Source organism: Pseudoalteromonas prydzensis, from assembly GCF_011050055.1.
In the GTDB taxonomy this organism is placed as follows: domain Bacteria; phylum Pseudomonadota; class Gammaproteobacteria; order Enterobacterales; family Alteromonadaceae; genus Pseudoalteromonas; species Pseudoalteromonas prydzensis_A.
Genome location: NZ_DRGM01000010.1, coordinates 1 through 23,472 on the forward strand (window position 1 = coordinate 1; position 23,472 = coordinate 23,472).

General features: G+C 41.1%; 21 protein-coding genes. 12 read left to right on the top strand and 9 right to left on the bottom strand.

Annotation, left to right across the window (positions count from 1 at the left end; all coding sequences use genetic code 11):
• The first annotated feature begins 2 nt into the window (after window positions 1-2).
• Window positions 3-284 carry a hypothetical protein gene (locus ENH88_RS00650; RefSeq protein ID WP_304178392.1) on the top strand — a complete coding sequence of 94 codons (282 nt, stop codon included), beginning with the start codon at window positions 3-5 and terminating at the stop codon, window positions 282-284.
• Window positions 285-409: 125 nt separating this feature from the next.
• Here the strand turns inward: ENH88_RS00650 and ENH88_RS00655 are convergent, their stop codons facing one another.
• Entirely contained in the window at window positions 410-1,378 is a 969-nt protein-coding gene (locus ENH88_RS00655; RefSeq protein ID WP_304178394.1) for a class 1 fructose-bisphosphatase, read from the bottom strand.
• A 162-nt stretch (window positions 1,379-1,540) separates the two neighbouring features.
• On the opposite strand from ENH88_RS00655, the gene ENH88_RS00660 reads away from it, so the two are divergent.
• The gene (locus ENH88_RS00660) at window positions 1,541-3,970 is read left to right on the top strand and encodes a zinc-dependent metalloprotease (protein ID WP_304178396.1); all 2,430 of its coding nucleotides are present in this window, start codon (window positions 1,541-1,543) and stop codon (window positions 3,968-3,970) included.
• A gap of 134 nt (window positions 3,971-4,104) precedes the next feature.
• Window positions 4,105-4,878 carry a YggN family protein gene (locus ENH88_RS00665; RefSeq protein WP_192542384.1) on the top strand — a complete coding sequence of 258 codons (774 nt, stop codon included), beginning with the start codon at window positions 4,105-4,107 and terminating at the stop codon, window positions 4,876-4,878.
• Between the two features lie 81 nt (window positions 4,879-4,959).
• Here ENH88_RS00665 and ENH88_RS00670 read toward each other — a convergent pair whose 3' ends face one another.
• Together ENH88_RS00670 and rsuA are read right to left on the bottom strand one after the other, a co-directional pair.
• On the bottom strand, window positions 4,960-6,588 hold the full coding sequence (locus ENH88_RS00670) for a methyl-accepting chemotaxis protein (protein ID WP_304178400.1): 1,629 nt from the start codon (window positions 6,586-6,588) through the stop codon (window positions 4,960-4,962).
• A gap of 125 nt (window positions 6,589-6,713) precedes the next feature.
• On the bottom strand, window positions 6,714-7,412 hold the full coding sequence (rsuA, locus tag ENH88_RS00675) for a 16S rRNA pseudouridine(516) synthase RsuA (RefSeq protein ID WP_304178401.1): 699 nt from the start codon (window positions 7,410-7,412) through the stop codon (window positions 6,714-6,716).
• A 58-nt stretch (window positions 7,413-7,470) separates the two neighbouring features.
• Here rsuA and zapE point away from each other — a divergent pair, with 58 nt between their 5' ends.
• Together zapE and ENH88_RS00685 are read left to right on the top strand one after the other, a co-directional pair.
• Window positions 7,471-8,580 carry a cell division protein ZapE gene (zapE, locus tag ENH88_RS00680; protein WP_304178404.1) on the top strand — a complete coding sequence of 370 codons (1,110 nt, stop codon included), beginning with the start codon at window positions 7,471-7,473 and terminating at the stop codon, window positions 8,578-8,580.
• Between the two features lie 493 nt (window positions 8,581-9,073).
• Window positions 9,074-11,839: an AAA family ATPase gene (locus ENH88_RS00685; RefSeq protein WP_304178405.1), complete on the top strand. Its 2,766-nt coding sequence runs from the start codon at window positions 9,074-9,076 to the stop codon at window positions 11,837-11,839.
• A 187-nt stretch (window positions 11,840-12,026) separates the two neighbouring features.
• Here the strand turns inward: ENH88_RS00685 and ENH88_RS00690 are convergent, their stop codons facing one another.
• The 3 genes from ENH88_RS00690 to ENH88_RS00700 all read right to left on the bottom strand — a co-directional run bounded on the left by ENH88_RS00690 (window position 12,027) and on the right by ENH88_RS00700 (window position 13,519).
• A complete protein-coding gene (locus ENH88_RS00690; protein WP_304178407.1) occupies window positions 12,027-12,251 on the bottom strand; it encodes a hypothetical protein in 225 nt (74 codons plus the stop codon).
• A gap of 334 nt (window positions 12,252-12,585) precedes the next feature.
• Window positions 12,586-12,915 carry a 5-carboxymethyl-2-hydroxymuconate Delta-isomerase gene (locus tag ENH88_RS00695; protein WP_016708456.1) on the bottom strand — a complete coding sequence of 110 codons (330 nt, stop codon included), beginning with the start codon at window positions 12,913-12,915 and terminating at the stop codon, window positions 12,586-12,588.
• A 16-nt stretch (window positions 12,916-12,931) separates the two neighbouring features.
• Window positions 12,932-13,519 carry a hypothetical protein gene (locus ENH88_RS00700; protein ID WP_304178413.1) on the bottom strand — a complete coding sequence of 196 codons (588 nt, stop codon included), beginning with the start codon at window positions 13,517-13,519 and terminating at the stop codon, window positions 12,932-12,934.
• Window positions 13,520-13,617: 98 nt separating this feature from the next.
• On the opposite strand from ENH88_RS00700, the gene ENH88_RS00705 reads away from it, so the two are divergent.
• From ENH88_RS00705 to ENH88_RS00730, 6 genes are all read left to right on the top strand, one after another.
• Entirely contained in the window at window positions 13,618-14,088 is a 471-nt protein-coding gene (locus ENH88_RS00705; protein WP_304178414.1) for a CreA family protein, read from the top strand.
• A gap of 35 nt (window positions 14,089-14,123) precedes the next feature.
• Window positions 14,124-14,906, top strand: a complete 783-nt coding sequence (locus ENH88_RS00710) for a hypothetical protein (protein ID WP_304178417.1) — start codon at window positions 14,124-14,126, stop codon at window positions 14,904-14,906.
• A gap of 3 nt (window positions 14,907-14,909) precedes the next feature.
• Window positions 14,910-15,533, top strand: coding sequence for a LysE family translocator (locus ENH88_RS00715; protein WP_304178419.1), 624 nt, complete (start codon window positions 14,910-14,912; stop codon window positions 15,531-15,533).
• A 44-nt stretch (window positions 15,534-15,577) separates the two neighbouring features.
• A complete protein-coding gene (locus tag ENH88_RS00720; protein WP_304178420.1) occupies window positions 15,578-16,078 on the top strand; it encodes a gamma-glutamylcyclotransferase family protein in 501 nt (166 codons plus the stop codon).
• A 20-nt stretch (window positions 16,079-16,098) separates the two neighbouring features.
• Window positions 16,099-17,646, top strand: coding sequence for a serine hydrolase (locus ENH88_RS00725; RefSeq protein ID WP_304178421.1), 1,548 nt, complete (start codon window positions 16,099-16,101; stop codon window positions 17,644-17,646).
• Between the two features lie 86 nt (window positions 17,647-17,732).
• Window positions 17,733-18,653, top strand: coding sequence for a histone deacetylase family protein (locus ENH88_RS00730; RefSeq protein ID WP_304178424.1), 921 nt, complete (start codon window positions 17,733-17,735; stop codon window positions 18,651-18,653).
• Here the strand turns inward: ENH88_RS00730 and ENH88_RS00735 are convergent.
• The gene (locus ENH88_RS00735; RefSeq protein WP_304178426.1) at window positions 18,636-18,926 is read right to left on the bottom strand and encodes a DUF4144 family protein; all 291 of its coding nucleotides are present in this window, start codon (window positions 18,924-18,926) and stop codon (window positions 18,636-18,638) included. The two genes, ENH88_RS00730 and ENH88_RS00735, sit on opposite strands and share 18 nt — an antisense overlap.
• Window positions 18,927-19,007: 81 nt before the next feature.
• Between ENH88_RS00735 and ENH88_RS00740 the strand changes: the two genes are divergently transcribed.
• A complete protein-coding gene (locus ENH88_RS00740; protein WP_304178428.1) occupies window positions 19,008-21,524 on the top strand; it encodes an EAL domain-containing protein in 2,517 nt (838 codons plus the stop codon).
• Here the strand turns inward: ENH88_RS00740 and ENH88_RS00745 are convergent.
• Together ENH88_RS00745 and ENH88_RS00750 are read right to left on the bottom strand one after the other, a co-directional pair.
• Complete coding sequence (locus ENH88_RS00745) at window positions 21,503-22,312, bottom strand: DUF2797 domain-containing protein (protein WP_304178430.1); 810 nt, start codon at window positions 22,310-22,312, stop codon at window positions 21,503-21,505. The genes ENH88_RS00740 and ENH88_RS00745 overlap by 22 nt on opposite strands.
• A gap of 106 nt (window positions 22,313-22,418) precedes the next feature.
• On the bottom strand, window positions 22,419-23,472 hold a 1,054-nt coding region (locus ENH88_RS00750; protein ID WP_304178431.1), incomplete at its 5' end, for an EAL domain-containing protein.

Consider the following 23,472-nt stretch of genomic DNA (forward strand, 5'->3'; position numbering starts at 1 on the left):
AGATGTGTATAAGAGACAGAAGTATCATCGTTTCATCAACGAGTGATGAGCAAGGCCCAGTTTACGTATTAACGCTGACAACCGTACTCGATGTGCTCACTCGTTGCCTAGCAGGCGAGATAGATTTAGACGACCTAGAGCTGTGGGCGAATGTAATTGAATCTAGAACCGACATCGACTACAGCGCTGTCGAAGGGGTTATCTATGCCCTGAGTAACAGCGAACAAATGGGCGAGCTTGATAAGAGTAAAGTTGCGAGGTTGGTTGGGCTGTTGATAATTTAGCCGTCAGTCGTCAGTCGTCAGTCGTCAGTCGTCAGCCGTCAGTTTAGATAAAAAAACCATGCTTGACCTAACAAGCATGGTTCTTATTTTTGAGCTGAGAGCTGAGAGCTGAGAGCTGAGAGCTATTACTTATGATATCCCAAACAGGTTTCTACTTCGTTTTTTGAACCTAAAATCACCGCTACGCGCTGGTGGATGGCGTCGGGTTGAATATCCATAATGCGTTCTGTGCCAGTTGAGGCGATGCCGCCGGCTTGTTCGATCAGCATAGCCATTGGGTTTGCTTCATAAAGTAGGCGTAGTTTATTTGGTTTGTTTGGATCTTTAGTGTCGGTAGGGTAAGTAAAAATACCACCGCGACATAATACACGATGCACATCACCGACCATGGCGGCAATCCAGCGCATGTTAAAGTTACGCGCTCGTGGACCTGTTTCACCAGCCATTAAGTCATTAATGTAGTTTTGCATCGCCGGTTGCCAGTGGCGTTGATTTGACGCATTGATGGCATATTCATTGGTATCAACAGGCACTTTGGCAAAATCTTGAGTTAATAAGAAGCTGCCGTGCGTTTTATCTAAGGTGAAAAAGCGTGTGCCTTTGCCTGTGGTTAGCGCAAGTACAGTTGATGGGCCGTATAATACATACCCTGCAGCGACTTGGTTTTTACCCGGTTGCATAAAGATGCTTTGATCTGCTGGATCAGAGCCTGCAGGCGCTTTCATGATTGAGAAAATCGTCCCTACCAGTGAGTTGATGTCGGTATTTGATGAGCCATCAAGTGGGTCAAACGCGACGATATATTCTGCATTCGGGTTACCGGCAACCGTGTAATCTTCTTCTTCTGAGGCAATCGCTTTTACGTAGCCTGATTCCAGTAATATATCTTTAAGTAGTTGGTTAGTAAGTACGTCGAGTTTCTTTTGTGTTTCGCCTTGAATATTTTCATCAAGTGTGGAACCGAGCACACCTGATAATGCCCCTTGGCCTACGCGAAAAGAAATTTCCTTACATGCCGCTAAAACTGTTCGGATTAATGAGATTAGCTCTCTTGGGCAACCGTCTTCAAGTAATACTGGAGGTAGTCTACGCATTCTATTTTCCTGATAACGTTATAAGCCATGATAATCATAAGGGTGAGAGGGATCATCACAGCAAGCGCTGAATTTCGTCTTAAATAACTGTATTTTAGGTGCAATATCCTATACTGGATACACCTTGAAAGTATTTAAAACGCGAATAACAAAGATAAGATTATGCAAAAAATACCATCGATACGTTACATACTCTTTACTGTGTTGCTGACTATGATAACCCAAGCGCACGCAGCAATTAAGTCTATTAATGATTTTACTGAGCAAATGAATCATTTTCCGGGCTATTTTTCTTTTTATTATGATACTGAAAACGGCAAAATTTACTTAAAAGTAAATAAATTCAAACAGCAGTTTCTATTACAGCAAAGCTTACCTTATGGAGTGGGCTCTAATGATATTGGCCTGGATCGTGGTCAATTAGGTAATACACATTTAGTGCAGTTTGAACGCTTTGGCGATAAAGTCATGCTGCGGGCTATTAATACCTACTACCGTGCAAATACCAGTAATAAAGCCGAACAAAAAAGTATTCAAGAAGCGTTTGCATCAAGTATTTTAGCGGGTTTTAAAGTGGTGGCACAAAGTCCACAAGCAGTGCTGATTGATTACACGCCGTATTTATTAAGTGATGTACATGGTGTGAGCCGAACGCTTGCAGCACGCAAGCAAGGCAATTTTAGCCTTGATGAAAGCCGCAGTGCGGTAAACATGGAACGCTCTAAAGCGTTTATGAAAAACACCGAGTTGGAAGCCGTATTGACCTTTAATGGCACTCAACCAGGTGAATATATTCGTCAAGTCAGTGCTGATCCGTATGCCTTAACTGTACATATGCATCATTCTTTAATTGAATTACCTGATGACAATTACACACCGCGTATATTTCATCCGCAATCAGGTTATTGGAGTATTGAACATAAAGATTATGCCGCACCATTAGATGAACCTATGCTGGTGCGTTATATCCCACGCCACCGCCTTAGCAAAAAAGATCCAAACTTACCTATTAGCGAACCGGTTGAGCCGATTATTTATTATTTAGATCCGGGTGTCCCTGAGCCGGTAAAAACAGCGCTTTTAGAGGGCGCAAAGTGGTGGGATGAGGCTTTTGCCCAAGCGGGTTATAAAAATGCCTTTATTGTTAAAGTATTACCAGATAACGCTGATCCTATGGATATTCGCTATAACGTGATCCAATGGGTGCACCGCGCAACCCGTGGTTGGTCATACGGCAGCTCGGTAATTGATCCGCGCACCGGTGAGATTTTAAAAGGGCACGTTACCTTAGGCTCATTACGGGTGCGCCAAGATATTTTAATTGCCGAAGCCCTTGCTGCACCTTATTTACAGGGCAATGAAGTCGCTAAAACATTACAAGCCATGGCGCTTAACCGTATTCGTCAATTAAGTGCCCATGAAATTGGCCACACACTCGGTATTGCGCATAACTTTTCAGCATCGGTGGCCGATCGCGCTTCGGTGATGGATTACCCGCACCCATTAGTCGGCTTTAATGACAAAGGTGAGCTGGATGTTAGCCGTGGTTATGCAAATGGTATGGGCCAGTGGGATACTCAGGTTATAAAGTACGGTTACAGTGATTTTCGTAACCTTGATGAAAGTGCCGAGTTGGCAGCAATTTTAGCCGATAACCAAGCTAAAGGACTGGAGTTTATCTCCGATAGTGATGCACGTGCTCAAGGTGGCGCGCATCCCACTGCTCATTTATGGGATAACGGCAGTTCGCCAAGTGAAGAACTATTAAGAGTACTTAAAGTAAGGCAACAAGCACTGACTAATTTTGGTATTAACAATATCAAAGTTGGCACGTCTCTATCTCAGCTGGAAGAAATGTTGGTACCGCTGTATTTATTTCATCGTTATCAGGTCGAGTCTGCTGTAAAACTGATCGCGGGTGTTGATTATGAGTACGAAGTGCGTGGTGAAGGTGCCGTCAAAGGCGCGCAAGTGGTTGCTAAACAAACTCAGCAACAAGCGTTAGCAGCGCTGTTAACCACCTTGAATGCTGACAATTTAGTATTACCAGAATCCGTGTTAGCGCTAATTCCACCCAAAGCGTATGGCGAATCTAAAAGCCGCGAAAGCATTGTTGGCCGTACTGGCTTAACCTTAGACGCAATGGCGCTCCCCGAAGTTGCAGCACAGCATAGTTTAGCGTTATTGCTAAATAGCCAACGATTAAATCGTTTAGCGCAGCAGCAAGCGCGTAGCGAAGAATTTTTTAGCTTGGATGAACTGCTTGCAAAAGTGTATCAGCAGGTGTTTTTGAGCCAGAGTAAAAAAGGCATGGCGGGTAAGATTAACCAACGCGTGCAATTACTAACAGCAAAGCAATTTGCTGACTTAGTAGCCAGTGATAAAGTGGCTCCAGAAGTGCAAGCCCAACTACGTTATTACTTAACTAAACTCACGAAGGCATACCAACAAGAGTCTTTACTTAGCAGTGCTGATGTTGGCGAAAGTGCGTTTAAGCAATACTTAGCTGATCAAGTTAAACAATTCTTAACGACTGGCGATTGGCCTGCAAACTTTAAGGCATTACCAATTCCACCCGGCTCACCTATTTAGATGTAGGCGCGGGTTTATCCCGCGCACTTGCTCTATTCATGCGCGATGTAAAATCGCGCTTACCATTTTTCTTGCATAAAACTGGTTTTTTGTTAACCTAGCCGCCTTCCATTTTTAGTCTTTTTGAGGTGTTTATGGCGTTTTTATCTCGTTCGATATTGGCGATGTCCATAGCACTATCAAGTCTTAATGTTAGTGCTAAAGCCGTGTGTGAAGTTGAGCTGAGACATGGTTTGATCATCACTGATGATGTCATCCGTATTGTTGATAAAGGTCAAACTCGTGTGCAAATCAACAATGATAATCAATTGTTTATTCGTGGTTATTGGATAGATTTGAGCCCTGAAGAAAGCCAGGTATTAATGCAGTTCAGTGCCGGTATTCGCGATACTGTGCCGGAGCTGGTGGAGCTGGCAACCGATGGTGTCAATCTTGGCTTAAGTGCCATAGAGCAAGTTGTTGAAGGCATGTCAGACAAAGAACCTGAAGTACTGAAAACGCAATTGCAATATGTAGAACGTGCTTTAATGGACAAGTTTAAACGCGGGGATGACTTCTTTTTTATCGCGCCTCAATCGCTTTCAAAAATCGATGATTTTTTTACAGAAGAGATCAGCAAAAAAATTCACTCTGCCGTTCACGGCTCTCTTGGTGCCATTTTAGTTTCGCTTGGCGATGCATTTAAGTCTCGCGAAGGCAATATCGAAGATCGCATCAATGACATGGGCCTGCGCATGGATATTATTTCTAAAGAAATCGATAAGTCACTGCAGAAAAAAGCCCAACAATTAGAGCTTAAAGCGTCAGAATACTGTGAATGCCTAAATTCGCTGGATGTCACCGAATCGCGATTGCAAATGATCGTGCCAAGCATGGCTGACTTTGACTTAGTACAAATTAAATCTTAGGTTAATTTGTACTGTGGATAAAAAGCTAGATATATAAAAAACCCGCAGGCGATGCGGGTTTTTTGTTGCGTGAATAACCAATTAAGAACTAAATTTGCCTGTTTCAGCCTCTAAATTGTTGGTTAAGCCTTTAATTAAATCGGTTGCTGCATGGGCTTGATGTGATACATCTGCCGTTTGTGACGCGGTGTCAGAGATGGTCACAATACGTCTTGCAGTATCTTCTCCGGCATCAAGTTGCTCTTTGGCTGCAATCGCTATTTGATGGCTCATTTGCGCGATGGCACTTAGAGATGCAGCCACCCGTTGCAACTCTTCACTGGCAGCTTTAGATTTAGCTACGGTTTGTTCACTGGTGGTAATACTTAAATTCACCGATGTTTTGGCATCTTTAGTGGCGGATTGTAACTTACCTATCATAGTACGAATTTCTTCAGTACTGGTTTGCGTGCGCTGCGCGAGTTGACGTACTTCATCCGCAACTACCGCAAAGCCTCTTCCTTGTTCACCGGCACGGGCAGCTTCAATGGCAGCATTGAGTGCTAATAGGTTAGTTTGCTCGGCAATACTTTGAATAACAGTAAGCACATTTGCAATATTATTTACTTCATCATCAAGGAGTTGGATGTTATTACCAGCGCTGTCAATTTGTTGCTCTAAAAGAACGATGGTATTTGCTGCCTCAGTAGTTAAATGACTTGCATTTTGGCCTTGGCTTTCTGCTTCTTGTACTGAAAAAGCGGCTTGCTCGGCATGTTCAACCACTGTTTGTGCCGATGCTGTCAACTCAGTAATGGCTGATGCCACCATATGGGTTTCTTCATTTAAACTACGCGTTAGTTTATCCAGCTCCGTAGAGCGTGATTCGTTATCGAGGCTTTGACTTTTTAAACTATCGGTCACATCTTTTATACCGCCGACTACACCGCGCAGCCCTTGTTGCATATAGTGCATCGCAGCAATAATACTTTCTGGCTGGGCATCGGTACGAATATGTGAATTGAGATTACCCCGTGAAACCTGCTTAACAATATCAATTACCTCTACTACTTCACCACCTAATGCATTACTGAGTGAAATACCAAAGCGGGCAATCGCCGCGGTTAAGCCAAGCGCAATAAGCAATGAAAGGCCAAGTAACCATTTGGCGGTATTCCAATACCGTTCATCGACTTCTTTGGCGCTGATCCCTGTGCCAACATACCAGCCAAAATACGGGGTTTTTTGTACTACGGAGGTTAGATCAACCGTTTCACCATCGCGTACTGAATCCCAATGGTAGGTAATAATTTTATTGGTTTGGCTGCCAACTAACTGTTCAACCATACGGCCAATGCTATTGCCACTGGCATCTTTAAAATCATTAAAGCTAGTGTTATGCAGCTGCGGATCGTGGGGTGTGGCAATAAAGTCGAGCTTGTCATTAACGACGTAGACATACTCACTGTCGTGGTATTTGTTTTCACGCAACATTTGGGTGGCAAATTCGCGTGCCTGTTGCTCACTTAACTGGCCATTTTTTGCGAGTAATTCAAACTGCTCAACAATATTAGCAGTGCTTTTCATCAGCTGATTGATACGAGCGATATTATCGTTTTCACTGGCGTGACGAAGAGATTGTAAACCCAGTAATGCAATAGCATTAAGTGCTATAAACATCGCTCCAGCAAACAAGATTATTTTAGTTCTTAATGCTAAACCTGACAGCACATTGCGCCCCTTATTATTTTTATTGACCTTAAATTTCTACCATGTTTATCGGCCAGATGTTAGTTTTAATTAACGATAATCAGGGATTTTGACGTGATTTTTACTCAAGTTTCCCTTTTGGATCGCTAAAGCGTGATCTCTGCGGCGCTTAAAAGTCGATATTCGCCACTGCTAAGAGTGTCATCAAGTTCAATATTTGCTATTTTTTCTCTATGTAATTCAACTACCTTATTACCAACAGCAGCCAACATACGTTTAACTTGGTGATATTTACCTTCACAAATTGACAAACGTAGGCTGTAAGTCGCAAGTTGTTCTGCGATTGCTGGTCGAGTTAGTTCTTTTTCATTGTGTAATAGCACGCCAAGGCGTAGTTGTTCTAGTGCGTCAGCTGTTAGCGCTTCTTGTGTTTCAACTAGGTAGGTTTTAAATTTATTGTGCTTAGGCGAGGTGATCTTATGCGACCAATCACCATCATTGGTGATCAGTACCAGCCCTGTGGTATCTAGATCAAGGCGACCCGCAACATGAAAATCACTCATGTTAGGCTCGTCTAATAACTCAAATACTGTGGGGTGTAAATCATCACTATTGGCGCACACATAGCCAACTGGTTTATTGAGCATATAATAGCGTTTACCTAAAAATGCCAAAGGGGTACCTTGAAAAACAATAGCATCAGAGGCTGTAATTTGATGATCATAAGCGGTGATCACTTCGCCATTCACTGTCGCGTCTTTGCGTTTAATACTTGCTCTGGCTTTAGTGCGTGGTATTTCAGCTAGATGGCTAATAAATTTATCTAAGCGGCAAGGGAATTTCATTGGGTTCACATTTTGAGTCAGCTACAATGGTGGCGAGTATAACGAATCAGTACAGTCTATGACAGTGCCAAGCGGGCAAATATTACAGCATTATTATACGCAAATTAATTGCGGCAAACTGCAACTTGATGACGCCCAGCTTACGGCTGTGAAGGCGCTTGATGAGTTAGCGCAGGCGTTACAAAAGCAACAAGTTTGGTGGCGTAAGTCGGTGAGCCCACAAGGTATCTATTTATATGGTCCGGTAGGGCGGGGTAAGTCGATGTTGATGGATGTGTTTTTTGAGCGTGTTGCGATCAAGCAAAAAACACGGCTACATTTTCATCATTTTATCGCCCAAGTTCACACCCGGTTAGGGCAATTACAAGGGCTGCAAAACCCGCTTGATAAAATAGCCAGTGAGTGGTCAAAAACACTGAAACTTATTTGTTTTGATGAGTTTTTTGTTTCTGATATTGGTGATGCGATGATCATGGCAGGGCTTTTTAAGGCGCTATTCGCTAAAGGTGTGGTATTAGTTGCCACGTCAAATTGTCAGCCAGATCAGCTTTACTATAACGGTTTACAGCGCGCGCGATTTTTACCCACCATCGAATTATTAAAAACTCATTGCCACATTATTAATATTGCTGGCGTTGTTGATCACCGTTTTCGATTTGGCAAGCATGCGACTTATTACTTTAATAGTGCCGTTGAAAATGAGTTACAAAGTAATTTTTTAGCGTTTGCGGATCAGCTCCACGCGGATACCCGTGTTACTATTTGCAGCCGTACTATTGAATGTTTACAGCGCAGTAATAATGCCATTATGTTCGATTTTATGGCGTTGTGTGCTGGCCCGCGCAGCACCGCAGATTACATTTATTTAGCACAGCATTACCAACGCGTATACGTGTGTAATATTCCAGTTATGGGGTTGGCTGCCACTGGAAAACAAATAGTGCATGGTATTGAAGACAGCTATCAGCGTGAAAAGCAAGACTTACAAGAGCATACGCTTGACGATGAAGCGCGCCGCTTTATTGCTTTAGTGGATGAGTTTTACGATCGCGGTAAGCTGTTGGTGCTAAGTAGCGAGGTAGAAATTGCTGATTTATATCAAGGGCAAAAGTTAGCCTTTGAATATGCGCGTACAGAATCTCGGCTAATTGAGATGCAAAATTGGTAGTCACTCTATTAATTATAAACCTTTAATATAGTGAGACATTACAGGTTACTCTTGGTTTGGCTGACCAATTAATAATACTAAATTTAGTCTCTGACTTGGATCGTTCGCTAAGACTAATTAATCATAACCAATCTGTACTTAGACCAAAAGGTGATCAATAGTTTTCACACAGCCTGGGCACTCAGCCGAACATCGGCAAAGAGCGATTAGCGGAAGTTCGTTCAAACACGTTTTTGGACAGAAATGATTTAGAACTCCTGCTCTAACTCACTGATCTAGGATTAGAAAACTAAGCTATACTTTCCAGCAGCAATACGCAAGACCTGACACCGAGGGAGAACGAGGGCAGGCTAATCGAGTCCGTTTTTTTGCATTTAAAGACTCAAACAACTACATAGATCAATCTAACCCTTCGCGAGTTAAACTTTGAATAACATATAGTTAGTATCAGTGGTAACATGTAATTACGACCAGTTGCACAGGTGTACCCACCATGAGCTTTCATTTAAATACTTTTCTTAAAAATCAAATTCTAGATGATAATCTCTCTTACCTATATCTATTGTCTCTGATTAAAAAGCGGAAAGGCAAAAAGCTGACAAAAGCAATTTATTCAGAGCTTGATGACATAGATAAGTTAAAAAGAAGAGTAATAAGGCAGGTAGAAAGGTACAGGCGAATTGTGGACCAAAATATGGCTTTAGAACGTGACGGATCCAATTTAGTCCTGACGCCACTGAAGTCAATACAAGTCAAAAACTTTAGAGGCTTCTCTTCACTCAACGACAATGATCAAGGGACATTAATCCCATTTAGTAAGGGGGTTAATGTCTTTTTTTCACCAAACGGTGGAGGAAAAACATCATTATGTGAGGCTATCGAATATAGCCTCACGGACAATTTAAAAGAAGCTAATCGTAGGAATACACCATTAAAAAACTACATAAAGAATGGTGGAGCACCAAGCATTATCTGCAAGTTAGTCAATGGAGTCGTCCCTAAGTCGCCATTTTGGAATAGTTGTTTTATTGATAGGAACAGGCTACAAGAGTTTTCGCTATTGGGTTCAAAGGATACTAACGTTAAGCAAGCGGATGTTCTTGCTACATTGTTTGAACTCGAAGAGATTGATGACATTGTAAATGGAATGGTTAAGCCAGCTTCATTCAAAGCTGAAGAGTTTATTCGAACCTCTGGCCAAGAGCGTTATGAAGGGGTTAGTCAAGACCTAGCTGATAAAAGGCGCTTGAGAAAAACAAAGATTGATGAAATCCAAGAAGATCAACAGCTCTTAGCGAAACTGTTTGGGTTAGAAAAATATGATAGTGCTCATATAGTAACAAGGAAGAACTATTTTGATAGGTTGAAGAAACACCTAATGTTAAGTACCCAGAAATTTGAAGTTGCTAGTGAAGAGATCAAACTAGACTCCCTGAGTAAATATATTAATTCAATTGCTTGGCTAATTGAATTATTAGCAAGTAGAAGGAACCTTTTAGCAACTCACGCTAGTAAAGTTAACTACAAAGATTTGTATAAGGCTATTCAAAACTTCGGTGATATGTCTGATATTGAGAACTGTCCAACTTGTGAAACACCAATTAAAGATGTTCAAAAACATCCGAAGCAGGTTGCTGAAGACGAGTTGCCGAAGTTAGAGTTTTTAGAGCAGGCATCCATAACCTGCAAAAGTATAGAGCATCAATTACAAGAGCGTATAACTGTTTCCTTTGTCTATCTACAAAGATTCCTAGAACTAAATCGGGATACTCTATCGGAAGATTTGGTTTTCGCAATTGATAGTATTTTATCATCAAACAAATCCGATTCAGCTGAATATTTAACACGATTATCAGCATTGAACGAATTCTCGGCTGAGATTGAAACACTAAATGATGAGATTAGAGCAAAAAATAAGAGGGTAGCAAATCAAGCTAAACGCCTAGAATCTCTGAACTCTATAATTGATAAGATCGAAAAAAAGCTCAGATCTGCTACTGTTTTTGAGACAAATATCTCCACAAAATCTGTCACTTTACCGGAAACTAGCGAAGAGATAATCCGTCTTCTGAAACAAAGTAAAGCTCACTCTATTCAAATACTGCGTGACGAAGAATTTAACGACTTTGCAAAACAGCTAGAAGATAGTTACAAGAAACTATTTTCAGAACTTAATGAGTACAAGCGAGGAGTAGAGGCTGAAAACATAAGTGGAATAGAACTATCAACACTCAATTATTACAATCAGATCAACAAGCATGACAATCCTAATGAAATTGTTTCGGAAGTTAAATTTCAACAAGTAGGCGGTACATATAGAATTATTCTTAAGATGCAAGATGGTCGTGAAGATGACGCATTTTGTGTGTTAAGTGAAGGACATCTAAGAGGCTTAGGACTTGCCTTATTGTTATCTGTAGCCAAGAAAAATTGTCATCCAGTGATTGTTTTTGATGATGTGGTAAATGCAATTGATACTGAACATCGGTCAAACATTATAGATATATTTAGTGAAGATGATTATCTAAAACAAGTTCAAAGGATAATAACAACACATGACAGAATGTTTTGGGAAAAGATTTCCAACAAACATAAAAGAGCTACTGATGCGGACACATTTTCAAGTCAAATATTGAAATCGACATCAAAGGGAATAGTAATACAAAACTTTGGTGTGAGTTACTCTCAAAAGGTTAAAGAAGCACTAGAGGTCTACGACATTCGTCAGGCATTGGTCTACTCGCGAATTTGGTTTGAGACTATGGTCAATGAGTATTGTGTTAGAAATAAAATTCAAATTACGACAACATTTTCTAGTAGACAGCTCAAAAAAGACAATTGGTTGGAAATCAGCTTAGAGGCAACTTATACCGAGTTTGCAAAATCATTAAACGGTAATGTCGACACCTTCAACTACCTGAAAAACGATCTAATAAACTGGGGTGGTCAAAATCAAGAACACCATTCATTTGATGAGTATAACTATAACTTCTCTCATGCAACGACTAGCTTAGAAGTTCAGAGTCTCTATGAGAAGTTATGGGTATTTGAGGCTCAGTTAAATCAAGACAAAACTATGGAGAAGTTGAACAATGAAAAAGCAGAACATGAAAGAATCAGGGCACAAACTACCCGTCAATTAGCAAATCAAGGGTTTGTTGACAATGCTGCTCAGGAGCTTGTTCAAAATTGCAGAGATCGCCTTGAGCGAGCTAATAGCGAATTAAGGTTGCTGAATAAGATCTTAGAACAAGTTTAGCTATAGCCGAATGCTTGGTCGAATTGTAGTGAACTAGCAAATTTGGCCACAAAAGTAGAGTTCGAAGCATGAGTAAAAGTAATGCAAAGCGTATCGATGCAGATTGAGGGGCTGAGTGCTGCTGGCACGGAAAGGGGCAAAGGTGTGTTACACATTCACATCAGCACACCTCTGAACAAACGCTACTTTAAACTGACTGCATTCCGTGATCATCGTAAGGCATTTTAGATGCGGTATCATTCCAAGCTTTTTCTAGATCGGATAGGTCGTACTCTCCATTGTCCCAATGAGAAACCCCTTCCAAAGCCTCCATGAATCGATCTAATCTTTCATTGTAATATTGCGCATTGGATAGTTCGCTATTTTTAAGTGCTATAAAATCACTGATTGTAAACGTTTTTTCGCTCGTCATGCTTTTATTTCCCAAACTAGTAAATAGGTATATTGGCTCATACTAAGCGCATTAGGTTTAATATGTCAAAATGTGGTTTCTAGGACAATGGCAGTCAGCTACTCTGGCTCGTTTTGGGGCAAAAGTGAGTTAGAGCCGAACGTCCGAAAATGGCACATATGCGAGTGTCAGATTTGATTGAGTCCTGTTAATCACACCTGTTAATCGAATCTGACAGATCAAGTTAAGACTTATTCACTTTTTATCTGGCGCGACTAAGGAATTTAAGACCATCTTCTTTCGAAGCTGGAGCTGTTATTGCAAATTGATTAGAGATTTAAATTTACCTTAAATATTAACACTTTCGGTAAATCTCATGTTCCATATCGTGTACGTTGACACTTAAACTATCAGAGTCCCGACAATAAATTTGCAAGCAATGCAGTAAGCTTTCACTGAGCTGCTGTTTTTGTTCAATACTGCGTCCAGCCATAATATGCACGGCAATATGGATAAACCCTTCCTTACCGTCACCTAGTTGATAATGGGTGTAAGCTATAGCGCGAGTTTTGATCGTTGGCAGTTCAAACAAGCCGGTCGCAAATGCAGCATTGTGTATTTTTTCAACCAACACTTGCGGTAACACGGGTAAATCTTCTGAGTGCTCAATAATAATGTGCGGCATGATCTGGTTACTTCCCTTAAAAACGGTATGTGAAGCCCAAGCTGGTTTGAAATTGATTAAGTACATCGCCATCAAAATGCCATAAACATTGATTGTCTTCATCCGTTGGTAAGGTGCAAGAAACGTTACTGGCGTTATTAACTATCGTCGCTAGCCAACGAGTTTCAAATAAAACCCGTGCTTGGTCGTTAAATAAGTATTCAAATCCACCATATAAGCCACTGGCAAAGAACGTATCTGAGCTGGCAAAATTAGGCTTTACATGGTTAGCGCCAATTTGTGCGCCAACATAGCCGTTGATACGGTTGCCTAAAGGTACTTCAACGGCACTTTGAAATAAAAAATACTGCATTTCTACATCAAGCCCTGGGGATGATTGAAAATCACTTTTCGTATTTGAAAAATAAAACCCATAACGAGCCGAATCGATAGTTCTATCAATGCTAAAAGCAAGGTGATTACTATCTTCAAGCTCAATCGCTAAGCCTTCTTCGGTCTGTAATGATTGATTAAAGCTTTTACCCGTGTAAACACTGAGTGAGTAACCAGCTGCTGCGCCGTGACTTATTAGCAGTAAACAAAGTAATGTGAATGCTTTTTTCATTGTGTCGGTGCTCGTTGTTGTGATTTATTTGAGTTAGTATTGAAACATAGTTAAATGTAAGCCACAAACCGTTCTACTTATTTGGAGCAAGGAAAATTATGAAAGCGATTATATTTGGCGTATTGGCAAGTTTACTGATCACGCTATCGGGTTGTTCTGACGATGCTGCATCAGTTAGTTTAGGGTTATTTACCACCAAAGATATTAAAGTGGTATCGCAGCAGGACCCTTTAATCACGGGGGTTACTTGTCATATAAGTCATGTTGAAGCGAATTTAGACTTTTCTGATCCATCGGATATGTCAATTTCATGTCGTCAAACTGGGCCAATTACCGCAGAACAGTTGCAAGCGATTGATCGTAGTAAGTCAGGTGAGGTGGTATTTAAATCATCAAAAAGTATTTTATTTAAATCGTTAAAAGTGCGTCGCATTTATGATGCAGAAACTCGTACTTTGCTGTATTTATCATATTCAACTAAAGAATCAACGGGTAGTCATCATCATGCACTATCGACTGTGCCATTGTATAACACCCAAGCGTGGGCGTGGGCACAACAGCAAGAGTAATCCAATGCAATGGGTATAAGTAAAAAGAGCAGACTATGTTAGCGTTATTTAAAAGCAAACCCTTATTAGAGCAGCAAGAGCAGCAATGGCTGATTGATACCTTTGTGTGGGCGGTGGAAAATTTTGACAGTGATTACTTTATTAGTCATTCGCAGTTAGTACTGCCAAATCATCAATGTTTTCCTGATGCGGTGTCAAGTATTGAGGAAATGGCGAGTAAAGTGTTTGAGCGCGTAGTGGGTTATGCAGGGTTACAGGCGTGGCCAATCAAGCTGGTGGCTCCGCAACAATTACAGCCGCAAGTATTTCCACATTTTGCCTTTAGTAATTATTTACGCGGTGAGCGAAGCCAGTTAATTGTACCGCCTAGTCATAATGTGAATGTGTCATTTAATCCTAATCAAATTAATCAGCCACAAGACTTAGTGGCCAGCTTTGCCGGTACCTTAGCCACCATTATGATCCATCATGTCGGTGTGCTGCCCCCAGGCGGAAAAGAGTTTTTACCGCAAGCGGCAGATGCATTGGCGTGCTTTTTAGGTTTTGGAGTGATGATGAGCAATACTGTTTACCAGTTTAAAGGCGGCTGCGGTTCTTGCTATAACCCGTATGCAAACAGGCAAGCAGCACTTAGCGAAGCGCAAACGGTATTTATGCATGCACTGGTTTGTCACTTTAAAGGCCATCAAGACTCTAAAAAGTATTTAAAGCCGCATTTACGTAGCCAATTTAAAAAGGCGCAGAAAGAGATCAAAGCCTTAGTCAACGATACAGCTAATCCGCTGTTGTTAGCACTTGATGAGCAAAAAGCAGGGTGATAAGTGGTTTATTTAGATGAATTTTTATTAATTGCACTGGCACATTTTTTTGCTGTAGCAAGCCCCGGCCCTGATTTTGCCATTGTACTTAAACAGAGTATTCAACAAGGGCGAGCTAATGCATTGTGGACCAGCTTTGGGGTTGGCTTGGCAATTTTGCTCCATGTTAGTTATTGCTTGTTAGGTGTCGCGGTGCTTTTAACGCAATCACCAAACGTATTTATGGCATTAAAATATTTAGCGGGTGCATATTTGGCGTATATAGGCGTGCAAGCTCTCAGAGCTGCAAAGCCTGCAACAGCACAACAAGAAACCACTTCACAATCCGTTGCGGCTGAATCAAGTTGGATTGCTTTTCGTCGTGGTTTTTTAACCAATGCGCTAAACCCCAAAGCAACGTTATTTTTTATGTCGTTATTTACCTTAGTGATCAGCCAATCAACACCGCTAATTATCCAAGCAGGCTATGGGCTTTATATGGCATTAGCAACTTGGCTGTGGTTTTCGTTTTTATCTTTAGTGTTATCAAAACCTAATGTGCGCGGTTTTTTTCAAAAAAGTGGCCATTGGTTTGACCGTGGTATTGGCGTTATCCTCATTGCATTAGCAATAAGAATTGTGGTGTAAAAAGGCTCAGTGATCTGGATTTTGCTTAAGTGAAGTAGGTGGGTATGGCTGTATATAATTTTTCGTTTGGTTCTAATATGTCATCTAGTCGTTTATTGGCACGATTACCAAACGCGCGGCGTATTGGTACGGCAACATTGTTTGGCTATGAGTTAAGCTTTGATATGGTCAGTAGCGATGGTTCAGGAAAAGGCAATGTACGGCCTTCAAATGATGATAATGCCCACGTTTATGGAGTGGTATACCAACTTAATGACGACGAAAAAACGATTTTAGATGCCATTGAAGGGCCACGTTATGACTGTGTTGATATTCAGGTTACGCTACTCGATGGGCAAAAAATAGCGGCACATTGTTATATGGCCAATACGACTGACACAAACATCCTGCCCTATGATTGGTATATGCAGCACGTTTATCGCGGGGCACTTGAAGCAGGCGTGCCAAATGCGTACAGTGAAGCCATAAAATCTCGGCCAACATGCCAAGATAGCGATACAGTACGTGCGGCTATTGAGTTTGCTGTACATAAAAATAAAAACTAAAACTTACCCCAAGGATTGTTATGACGTTAACAAAATTAGCGATAGCTGGCGCATTATTGACAGGTTGTGCATTTAATAGCTACGCCGACATTGACACTACCCAGATTGAGCAAGTAATTAAAAATTCAATGGCGCGTTTTGATGTCCCAGGAATGGCTGTGGCCGTAGTTGAAAACGATAAAGTTATTTTGGCTAAAGGCTTTGGGGTTAGCAATTTAGATACCGGTAATAAGGTGAATAAAGATACTTTATTTGGTATCGCATCCAATACCAAAGCATTCACTGCCGCAGCATTAGCTAAATTAGTTGATGAAGACAAAATCAGTTGGGATGATAAAGTAATTGATCACCTCCCTGAGTTTCGCTTGTATGACCCTTATGTAACCCGCGAACTGACGATCCGTGATTTATTAAGTCACCGTAGTGGCTTAGGGCTTGGCCAAGGCGACTTAATGATTTGGCCTGATACCGACAAATCGATTGAAGATATTTTAGCAGGCCTCAAATATTTAAAACCCGCCAGCAGCTTTCGCAGCAAATACGCCTATAACAACTTGATGTTTGTCACCGCCGGTGAAGTGGTGGCGCGTGTTTCTGGTATGAGCTGGAATGATTACATCGAAAAAAATATTCTGCAGCCTTTGCATATGGATAATTCCCGTGCGGGGTTTTCACGTATTCCAAAAAGTAATCAAAACTGGGCAACCGGCCATATTCCAATGGATGGCAAGTTACACCCATTTTTTGTTAACTATTTAGAAGATTTTCGCGGTGCCGGCGCGATTGCATCAAGTGTCAGTGATATGAGCCAATGGCTACGCACCCAATTAGCGCATGGCACAATGCCAAATGGCGAGCAACTGTTTAGTGAAAAACAACAAGCGCAAATGTGGCATCCGCATATCACCTCACTGGCTTCAAAAAGTGCGTATGAGGCTTACCATCAGCAATTTAGAGGTTATGGCTTAGGTTGGAGTATTGAAGATTTCCATGGCATTAAAAAGTTAGGCCATGGTGGTGGTATTTTAGGCATGGTATCGCAAGTCACGTTATTGCCGGAGAAAAACCTCGGGATTGTGATCCTAAGTAATCAACAAGCGTTTAGTGCTTTATCGGCAGTGACCTATGAAATACTTGAAGATGCACTCGATTTAGAAGATAAGGATTGGGTTGAAACACTCGCTAAAAAGCACTTTGAAGGTAAGCAAAAAGCCTATGCCAATGCTAAACCTGAAGCACCAGCTGACTATCAGCCACAATTACCTAATATTAGCTACACTGGCACCTTGCACGATGATTGGTATGGCGATGTGGTGATTGAAGAGCTAGACGGTAAGTTACGGATTGATTTCACGCATACCAAACGTTTAAAAGGTCAACTAGAGCATTACACGGGCAATACCTTCATTGTTAAGTGGGATGAAAAGTTACTGGAGGCTGATGCTTACATTAGCTTTACTATGAGTAGTAAAAATCGCGTGGTTGAGGCAAAAATGCGCGCTGTTTCAACAGCTGTAACCGATTTTAGCTTTGATTTTAGAAATTTGACCCTCAAAGCCAAACAGTAATAGTTGACGCACATAAACCAAAGTCGCAAAGCCACTGTTTAGTGGCTTTGTTATAGTTATCGCGTAAATTAGTTTTTGGAGCTGTTATGCGTACTGCGATTATTTCCCATCCTTTTTGTCGGAAGCACAAAATGATTGACGATCATCCTGAGTGCCCTGAGCGCTTAGATGCGATTGCCGATCGTTTGTTAGCAAGCGGGTTAGATATTGCTGTACAGCAAAAGCAAGCTCCCAAGGCATCCCGCGACCATTACTTATTAGCTCACGATGAAGCCCTTGTTGCGCTGGTGGAAAATAGCATACCAGAGCAAGGTTTAACGTCACTTGATGGTGATACCTGGTTATGTCCTGATTCACTGATGGCCATTGAGCGTGCGGTAGGAGCTGGGGTTTTAGCTGTTGATGAAATATTAGCGGATAACCTTGATGCCGCATTTTGCTCGGTACGGCCACCGGGTCATCATGCAAACCGTACCACCTCTGCCGGCTTTTGTGTGTTTAATAACTTAGCAATTGCGGTGAAATACGCACAAAGCAAAGGGGTTAAGCGCATTGCGATTGTCGATTTTGATGTTCATCACGGTAATGGCACCCAAGACATTTTTATTGATGATGAAAATGTATTATTTTGTTCGTTATTTCAATACCCGTTTTACCCCAATACTGCGATTGAAAATAATGCCACGCTAGTTAACTCGCCGTTGCCAATAGCCAGCGATGGCAATGATTTAAAAGCGCTTTATAATCAGCAGTGGTTACCTAAGTTGACAGAGTTTAAGCCTGAGTTATTGTTTATTAGTGCAGGCTTTGATGCCCACCTTGAAGATGATATGGCAAGCCTAAAGTTCGTTGAAGATGATTATGCTTGGCTTACAGAACAGCTTGCGCAACTTAGTAACAAACTTGGCTGTAAAGGTATTATCTCTTATTTAGAAGGTGGTTATGCACTTTCAGCCCTTGGCCGTAGTGCTATTGCCCATGTAAAAGCATTAACTCAAAGCGACTAAATTAAATGCTTGCTGTGGAGTGAGTTGCTCTATCTTACTTAAACAACAGTGCCCCTCGTTAGCTAAATACTGTTTAACGTAGTGAGTTAATTGTTCACTGCACAGTGCTTGGCAAGGCTCGCCATCAAGAGTGTGGTAACTGCCATTATGATCTAACAAAGTTACTTGTGCTTGCGTGTCTTTATTCATTCCATATAAAAAATCATCTACGTCACTTGGCTGAGTAACGACTTCTAGCTCTTCATTATAAATAATGATTTTTGGGTATGGCATGTTTATTTATTGTCCTAAATCAAATTGTCATTTATTGGCTTAATTATACTTGTTGGTTCGTGTAAAGCTAGGGATGCTGTAATGCCAAAAAGTAGTCGTTACCAGAAAGTTTGTGATGTATTCACTGATAAAGTACTTTCATGTAGTAAATACACGCAACTTATCGATGTCGTAAAGTTAATGCGGGCGCATAATGTCAGCGCTATTTTTGTGCAAGAAGGCCAGCAGATATGCGGTATCTGGACTGAAGCTGATTGCATTAAGCTCGATTTTACCGACAGTAATATTAAGCACCTTGAGATCCGTAGTGTGATGTCGAGCCCTGTTTTAAGTATTTCATCTTCGCAATTACTGAGCGATGCTGCGCTTGTTTTTCACCAGCATAACGTACGCCATTTATTGGTTGTTGATGAAAATGAGTTACCGTGCGGTGTGGTTAGTATTACTGATATCGTACGAAATCAGGGGCTTGATCATTATTTGCAATTTAGGCCGATTAAAGATCAATATCATCAAGATGTGTTAGTGGTGCCAAGTCATTGCGCTCTTAATGAAGCCGTTAGTATGATGCGAGAACGTGCAGAGCAAGTGATCTTAGTATATAACCAGCAACTAAACGAGCATGGCATTATTACTCAGCGAGATTTACTGCATCTGATCATTGCACCGAATAACGACATATCATGCTGGCAGTTGGCAAGCCGTCCTTTGTACCAAGTACACTCTAAAAGCAGTTTGTTTGATGCTTATCGATTAATGTCAGAAAACAATGTACGCCATTTAGTTGTCAGTGACGAACAAGCAATTAAAGGGGTACTTACCCTTGAGCACCTTATTAATGAAATAGAAAATGCGTATTGCAGTGAGCTTGAAAAAGTACTTGAGCAGCGTGATATAGCGCTGCAGCATTCACAACGTAACCTGTACTTAGCCAATAAGATTATTGATGCATCATTAGATGGCATTATGATCACTCAGCAAGATGGGGTGATCATTCAAGTTAACCCGGCTTTTACAGTGCTGACTGGTTATAAACCAAAAGACGTCATCGGCCAGCACCCGCGCATTTTAAGTTCAGGTAAACACAGTAAAAATTTTTATATTAAAATGTGGCAATCAATTGTAGAAAAAGGGGTATGGCAAGGGGAGATCTGTAATCGCAAAAAAAATGGTGATGTGTATGTTGAATGGCTCACCATTATTAAAATACGTGAGCCTAATAGTGATGAAATTGTTTACGCGGCTATTTTTAGTGATATTACTGAGCGTAAAAATGCAGAAGAGAAAATTGTTCAACTTGCTTATTTTGATGAACTAACGGGGCTGCCAAATCGGCGCTTATTTAATGACCGATTAAGCATGGCATTAGCCGCGGCGCATCGCTGCAATGATATGCTTGCCGTGATGTTTATTGACCTTGATCGCTTTAAAGAAATTAACGACAGCTTAGGCCACAGCGCCGGTGATGTGCTGCTAAAATTAGTTGCTAAACGAATACAAAGTGTTTTGCGCGAAGGCGATACTTTAGCTCGCTTAGGCGGTGATGAATTTGTGGTGCTATGCGAAATCGATGATATTGCAGCGGTAATAAGCATAGCGGATAAAATACTCAGCTACTTAAATACGCCTTTTCAACTTGAAGGCTTTGAGGTGGGCGCTACGGCATCGATTGGCGCTGCGGTTTACCCTGATGATGGGCTTGATAGTGAAACGCTGCTCAAACATGCTGATATTGCTATGTATCGTTCAAAAGCAGTGGGTCGTAATTCGTTTCAGCTATTTAAATCATCAATGAATGCCCGTTCATTAGAGCGCTTGGCGATGATGAGTCGGTTTCAGCATGCCCTTGAAAATGACGAGTTTGAATTGTACTTTCAACCTAAGCAATGTTTAAAAACCAATAAAATTAAAGGGGTAGAAGCTCTTTTGCGCTGGCATGATCCAGCTCTTGGGCTGATCTCACCGGCACAGTTTATTCCTCTGGCAGAAGAATTAGGTTTAATTGTCAAGCTCGATCTTTGGGTGCTTAATAATGCCGGTATCCAGTTGGCTTTGTGGCAAAAACTGGGCATAACCGCAGGGCGTTTGGCTATCAATATCTCGGCTTGTCACCTTAGCCAAGGCAAGTTATCGAACAGTGTTGAACAGATGCTACAGCGCTATAACTTGCCAGGCCATTGCTTGGAAATAGAGCTCACTGAAAGCAGTTTTATTAGCTCATTGAGTCAGGCTAAAAAAGAGTTACAGCAACTAAAAAAAATGGGCGTACAGATTGCACTTGATGATTTTGGTACCGGTTATTCTGCTTTGAGTTATCTGACAAAACTACCCATAGATACGTTAAAAATAGACGCTAGCTTTATTGCGAAAGTCCCCGATGAATATGGCAATAGTGAAGTGGTTGCTGCTATCGTTGCGATGGCAAATAGTTTAAATTTACAGGTTATTGCCGAAGGGGTGGAAAAGCTTGCCCAGTATAGTTATTTATTGGCTATAGGCTGCGATGTGATCCAAGGTTATTACTATTGCCGCCCGTTAACGCAGCGGCAATGGTTAGAGTTTTATCAGTTAAAAAATCAACCTACAGTAACATCATAAGAGGTAAATTTACGGATGTTGATAACGCCAGTATCAAAAATTAAATACTGGCCTTTGATGCCGTTTAAAATACCACTTACTACGGGCTCTTTATCAAAGTTAAAAGAGCTAATTTTGGTTGGGTAAGCAGTAACCGGGAACTCTAAATCAACAACCTCTTCATCTAATTGCTCAATAGCTGTGGCACCAAATAGCTCTGCCAGTTCATTGAGCTTGTCTGCGATTTGTGGAATTAACTCAGCCGCGGCGGCTTTTAAGTCAAGCACTTCACTTTGACCTTTGAGCATATTACGCCAGTTGGTTTTATCGGCAATAAACTGCGCAAGTGCCACTTCCACTAAACCAGATTGCAACCGCGTTTGTACTTTAAAAATAGGCAGCGCTTGAGTTGCACCTTGGTCAATCCAACGAGTTGGTATTTGTGTATGGCGAGTAATACCGACTTTAAGCCCTGAGGTGTTAGCTAGATAGACATAATGTGGGATCATGCAGTTTTCTTCACCCCACTGCGGCTCACGGCAAGTACCTTGGTCATAATGACAGGTTTCAGGTTTCATAATACACATATCACAACTAGCGAGTTTGCGCATACATACGAAGCAATGTCCTTGCGAGTAACTTTTTTTGGTTTTTTTACCGCAGCTTGAGCATAAAATTGCGCCATTAAAAGTTAAAGTGAGTTGTTTACCGATATACGCATTTAGATCGACTAACTCATCACCCACAGGTAAATAATACTGAATTGGTTGTGTTAGCGATGATTTTAGTTTTTTGAGAGTACCTTGCATCTTTACGCCCCTAAAGATGTGAAAAAGGGGATTTTATCAGTTTTGTGGCTACTTTGCTTAAATACCTAAACATGATTAGTCGTTGAAGATGATTTTTATAGAATAGTTATTTATCGGCAAGCCACAGTAAGTAATCATCGACAGCAATGGCTTTGGAGTAATAATACCCTTGGCCATAATCTGCGCCCATAGTGCGTAAAAGTTGTTGTGTTGTTGCATCTTCTACGCCTTCAGCCGTCACTTTTAAACCAAGACTATGGGCCATTTCAATCGCAGCCTTAACAATGACTTTGTTGGCGCTATGAGTAGGTAGGTCGATAATAAATGATTTGTCTATTTTTAAGGTTGAAAAATTGTAGCTAACAAAACAATTTAGTGACGAATAGCCAGTACCAAAATCATCTAAAATTACTTCAATACCAAGGTGTGTTAATTGTTCAACTAAGTTAATCATTTGCTGTTGGTTTACAATTAAAGCTGACTCAGTCAGTTCAAATTTAAGTTGTTTGGCGGGAACATTATGTTTAAGTAAGGTGTTTTCTATTTTCTCAATTAAATTATGGATCATTAAGTTCTTAGCGCTTAAATTAACACTGACTTTATGCTCGGTATAACCGGCATAATTGAATTTAGCGATATCTTGACAAGCTTTATCCAGCACCCATAAGGTGAGCTCGTTGATAAGCCCTGTACGTTCGGCTAATAAAATTAATGACTCAATATTGAGCTGTTCGTAAGGTGCATTAGGCCAGCGCAATAAAGCTTCACTACCAATCGTTTTACCTGAGTGTAAATTTATTTGTGGCTGATGATAAATCGTTAATTGGTCTGCTTTTAAAGCATTTTGAAATGCGGTTGCTAAGCTTATATTCATCATCGTGGGCATGGTTTTTGGCGGGCTAGTTGGGCTGGTTATGTGTGGTGCTTCTGCCAATGAAAGATAGCCATTTTGTAACCAGCTATCAAAGCCGTTTTCGTTGTCTAAGGCACAATAACCTATTGAATAACTTAGCTGTAAATCAAACCCTTGGACAGGATAATGTTTTGGTAACCCCTTCATCACTTTGCTGAGATTTGCATGCAGTGTGTGGGTGCTTTGGGTTTTAACTGAAACAAATGCGAGTACCCCGTTGCCTAAGTCAGCAATCCGTGGGCAGGTG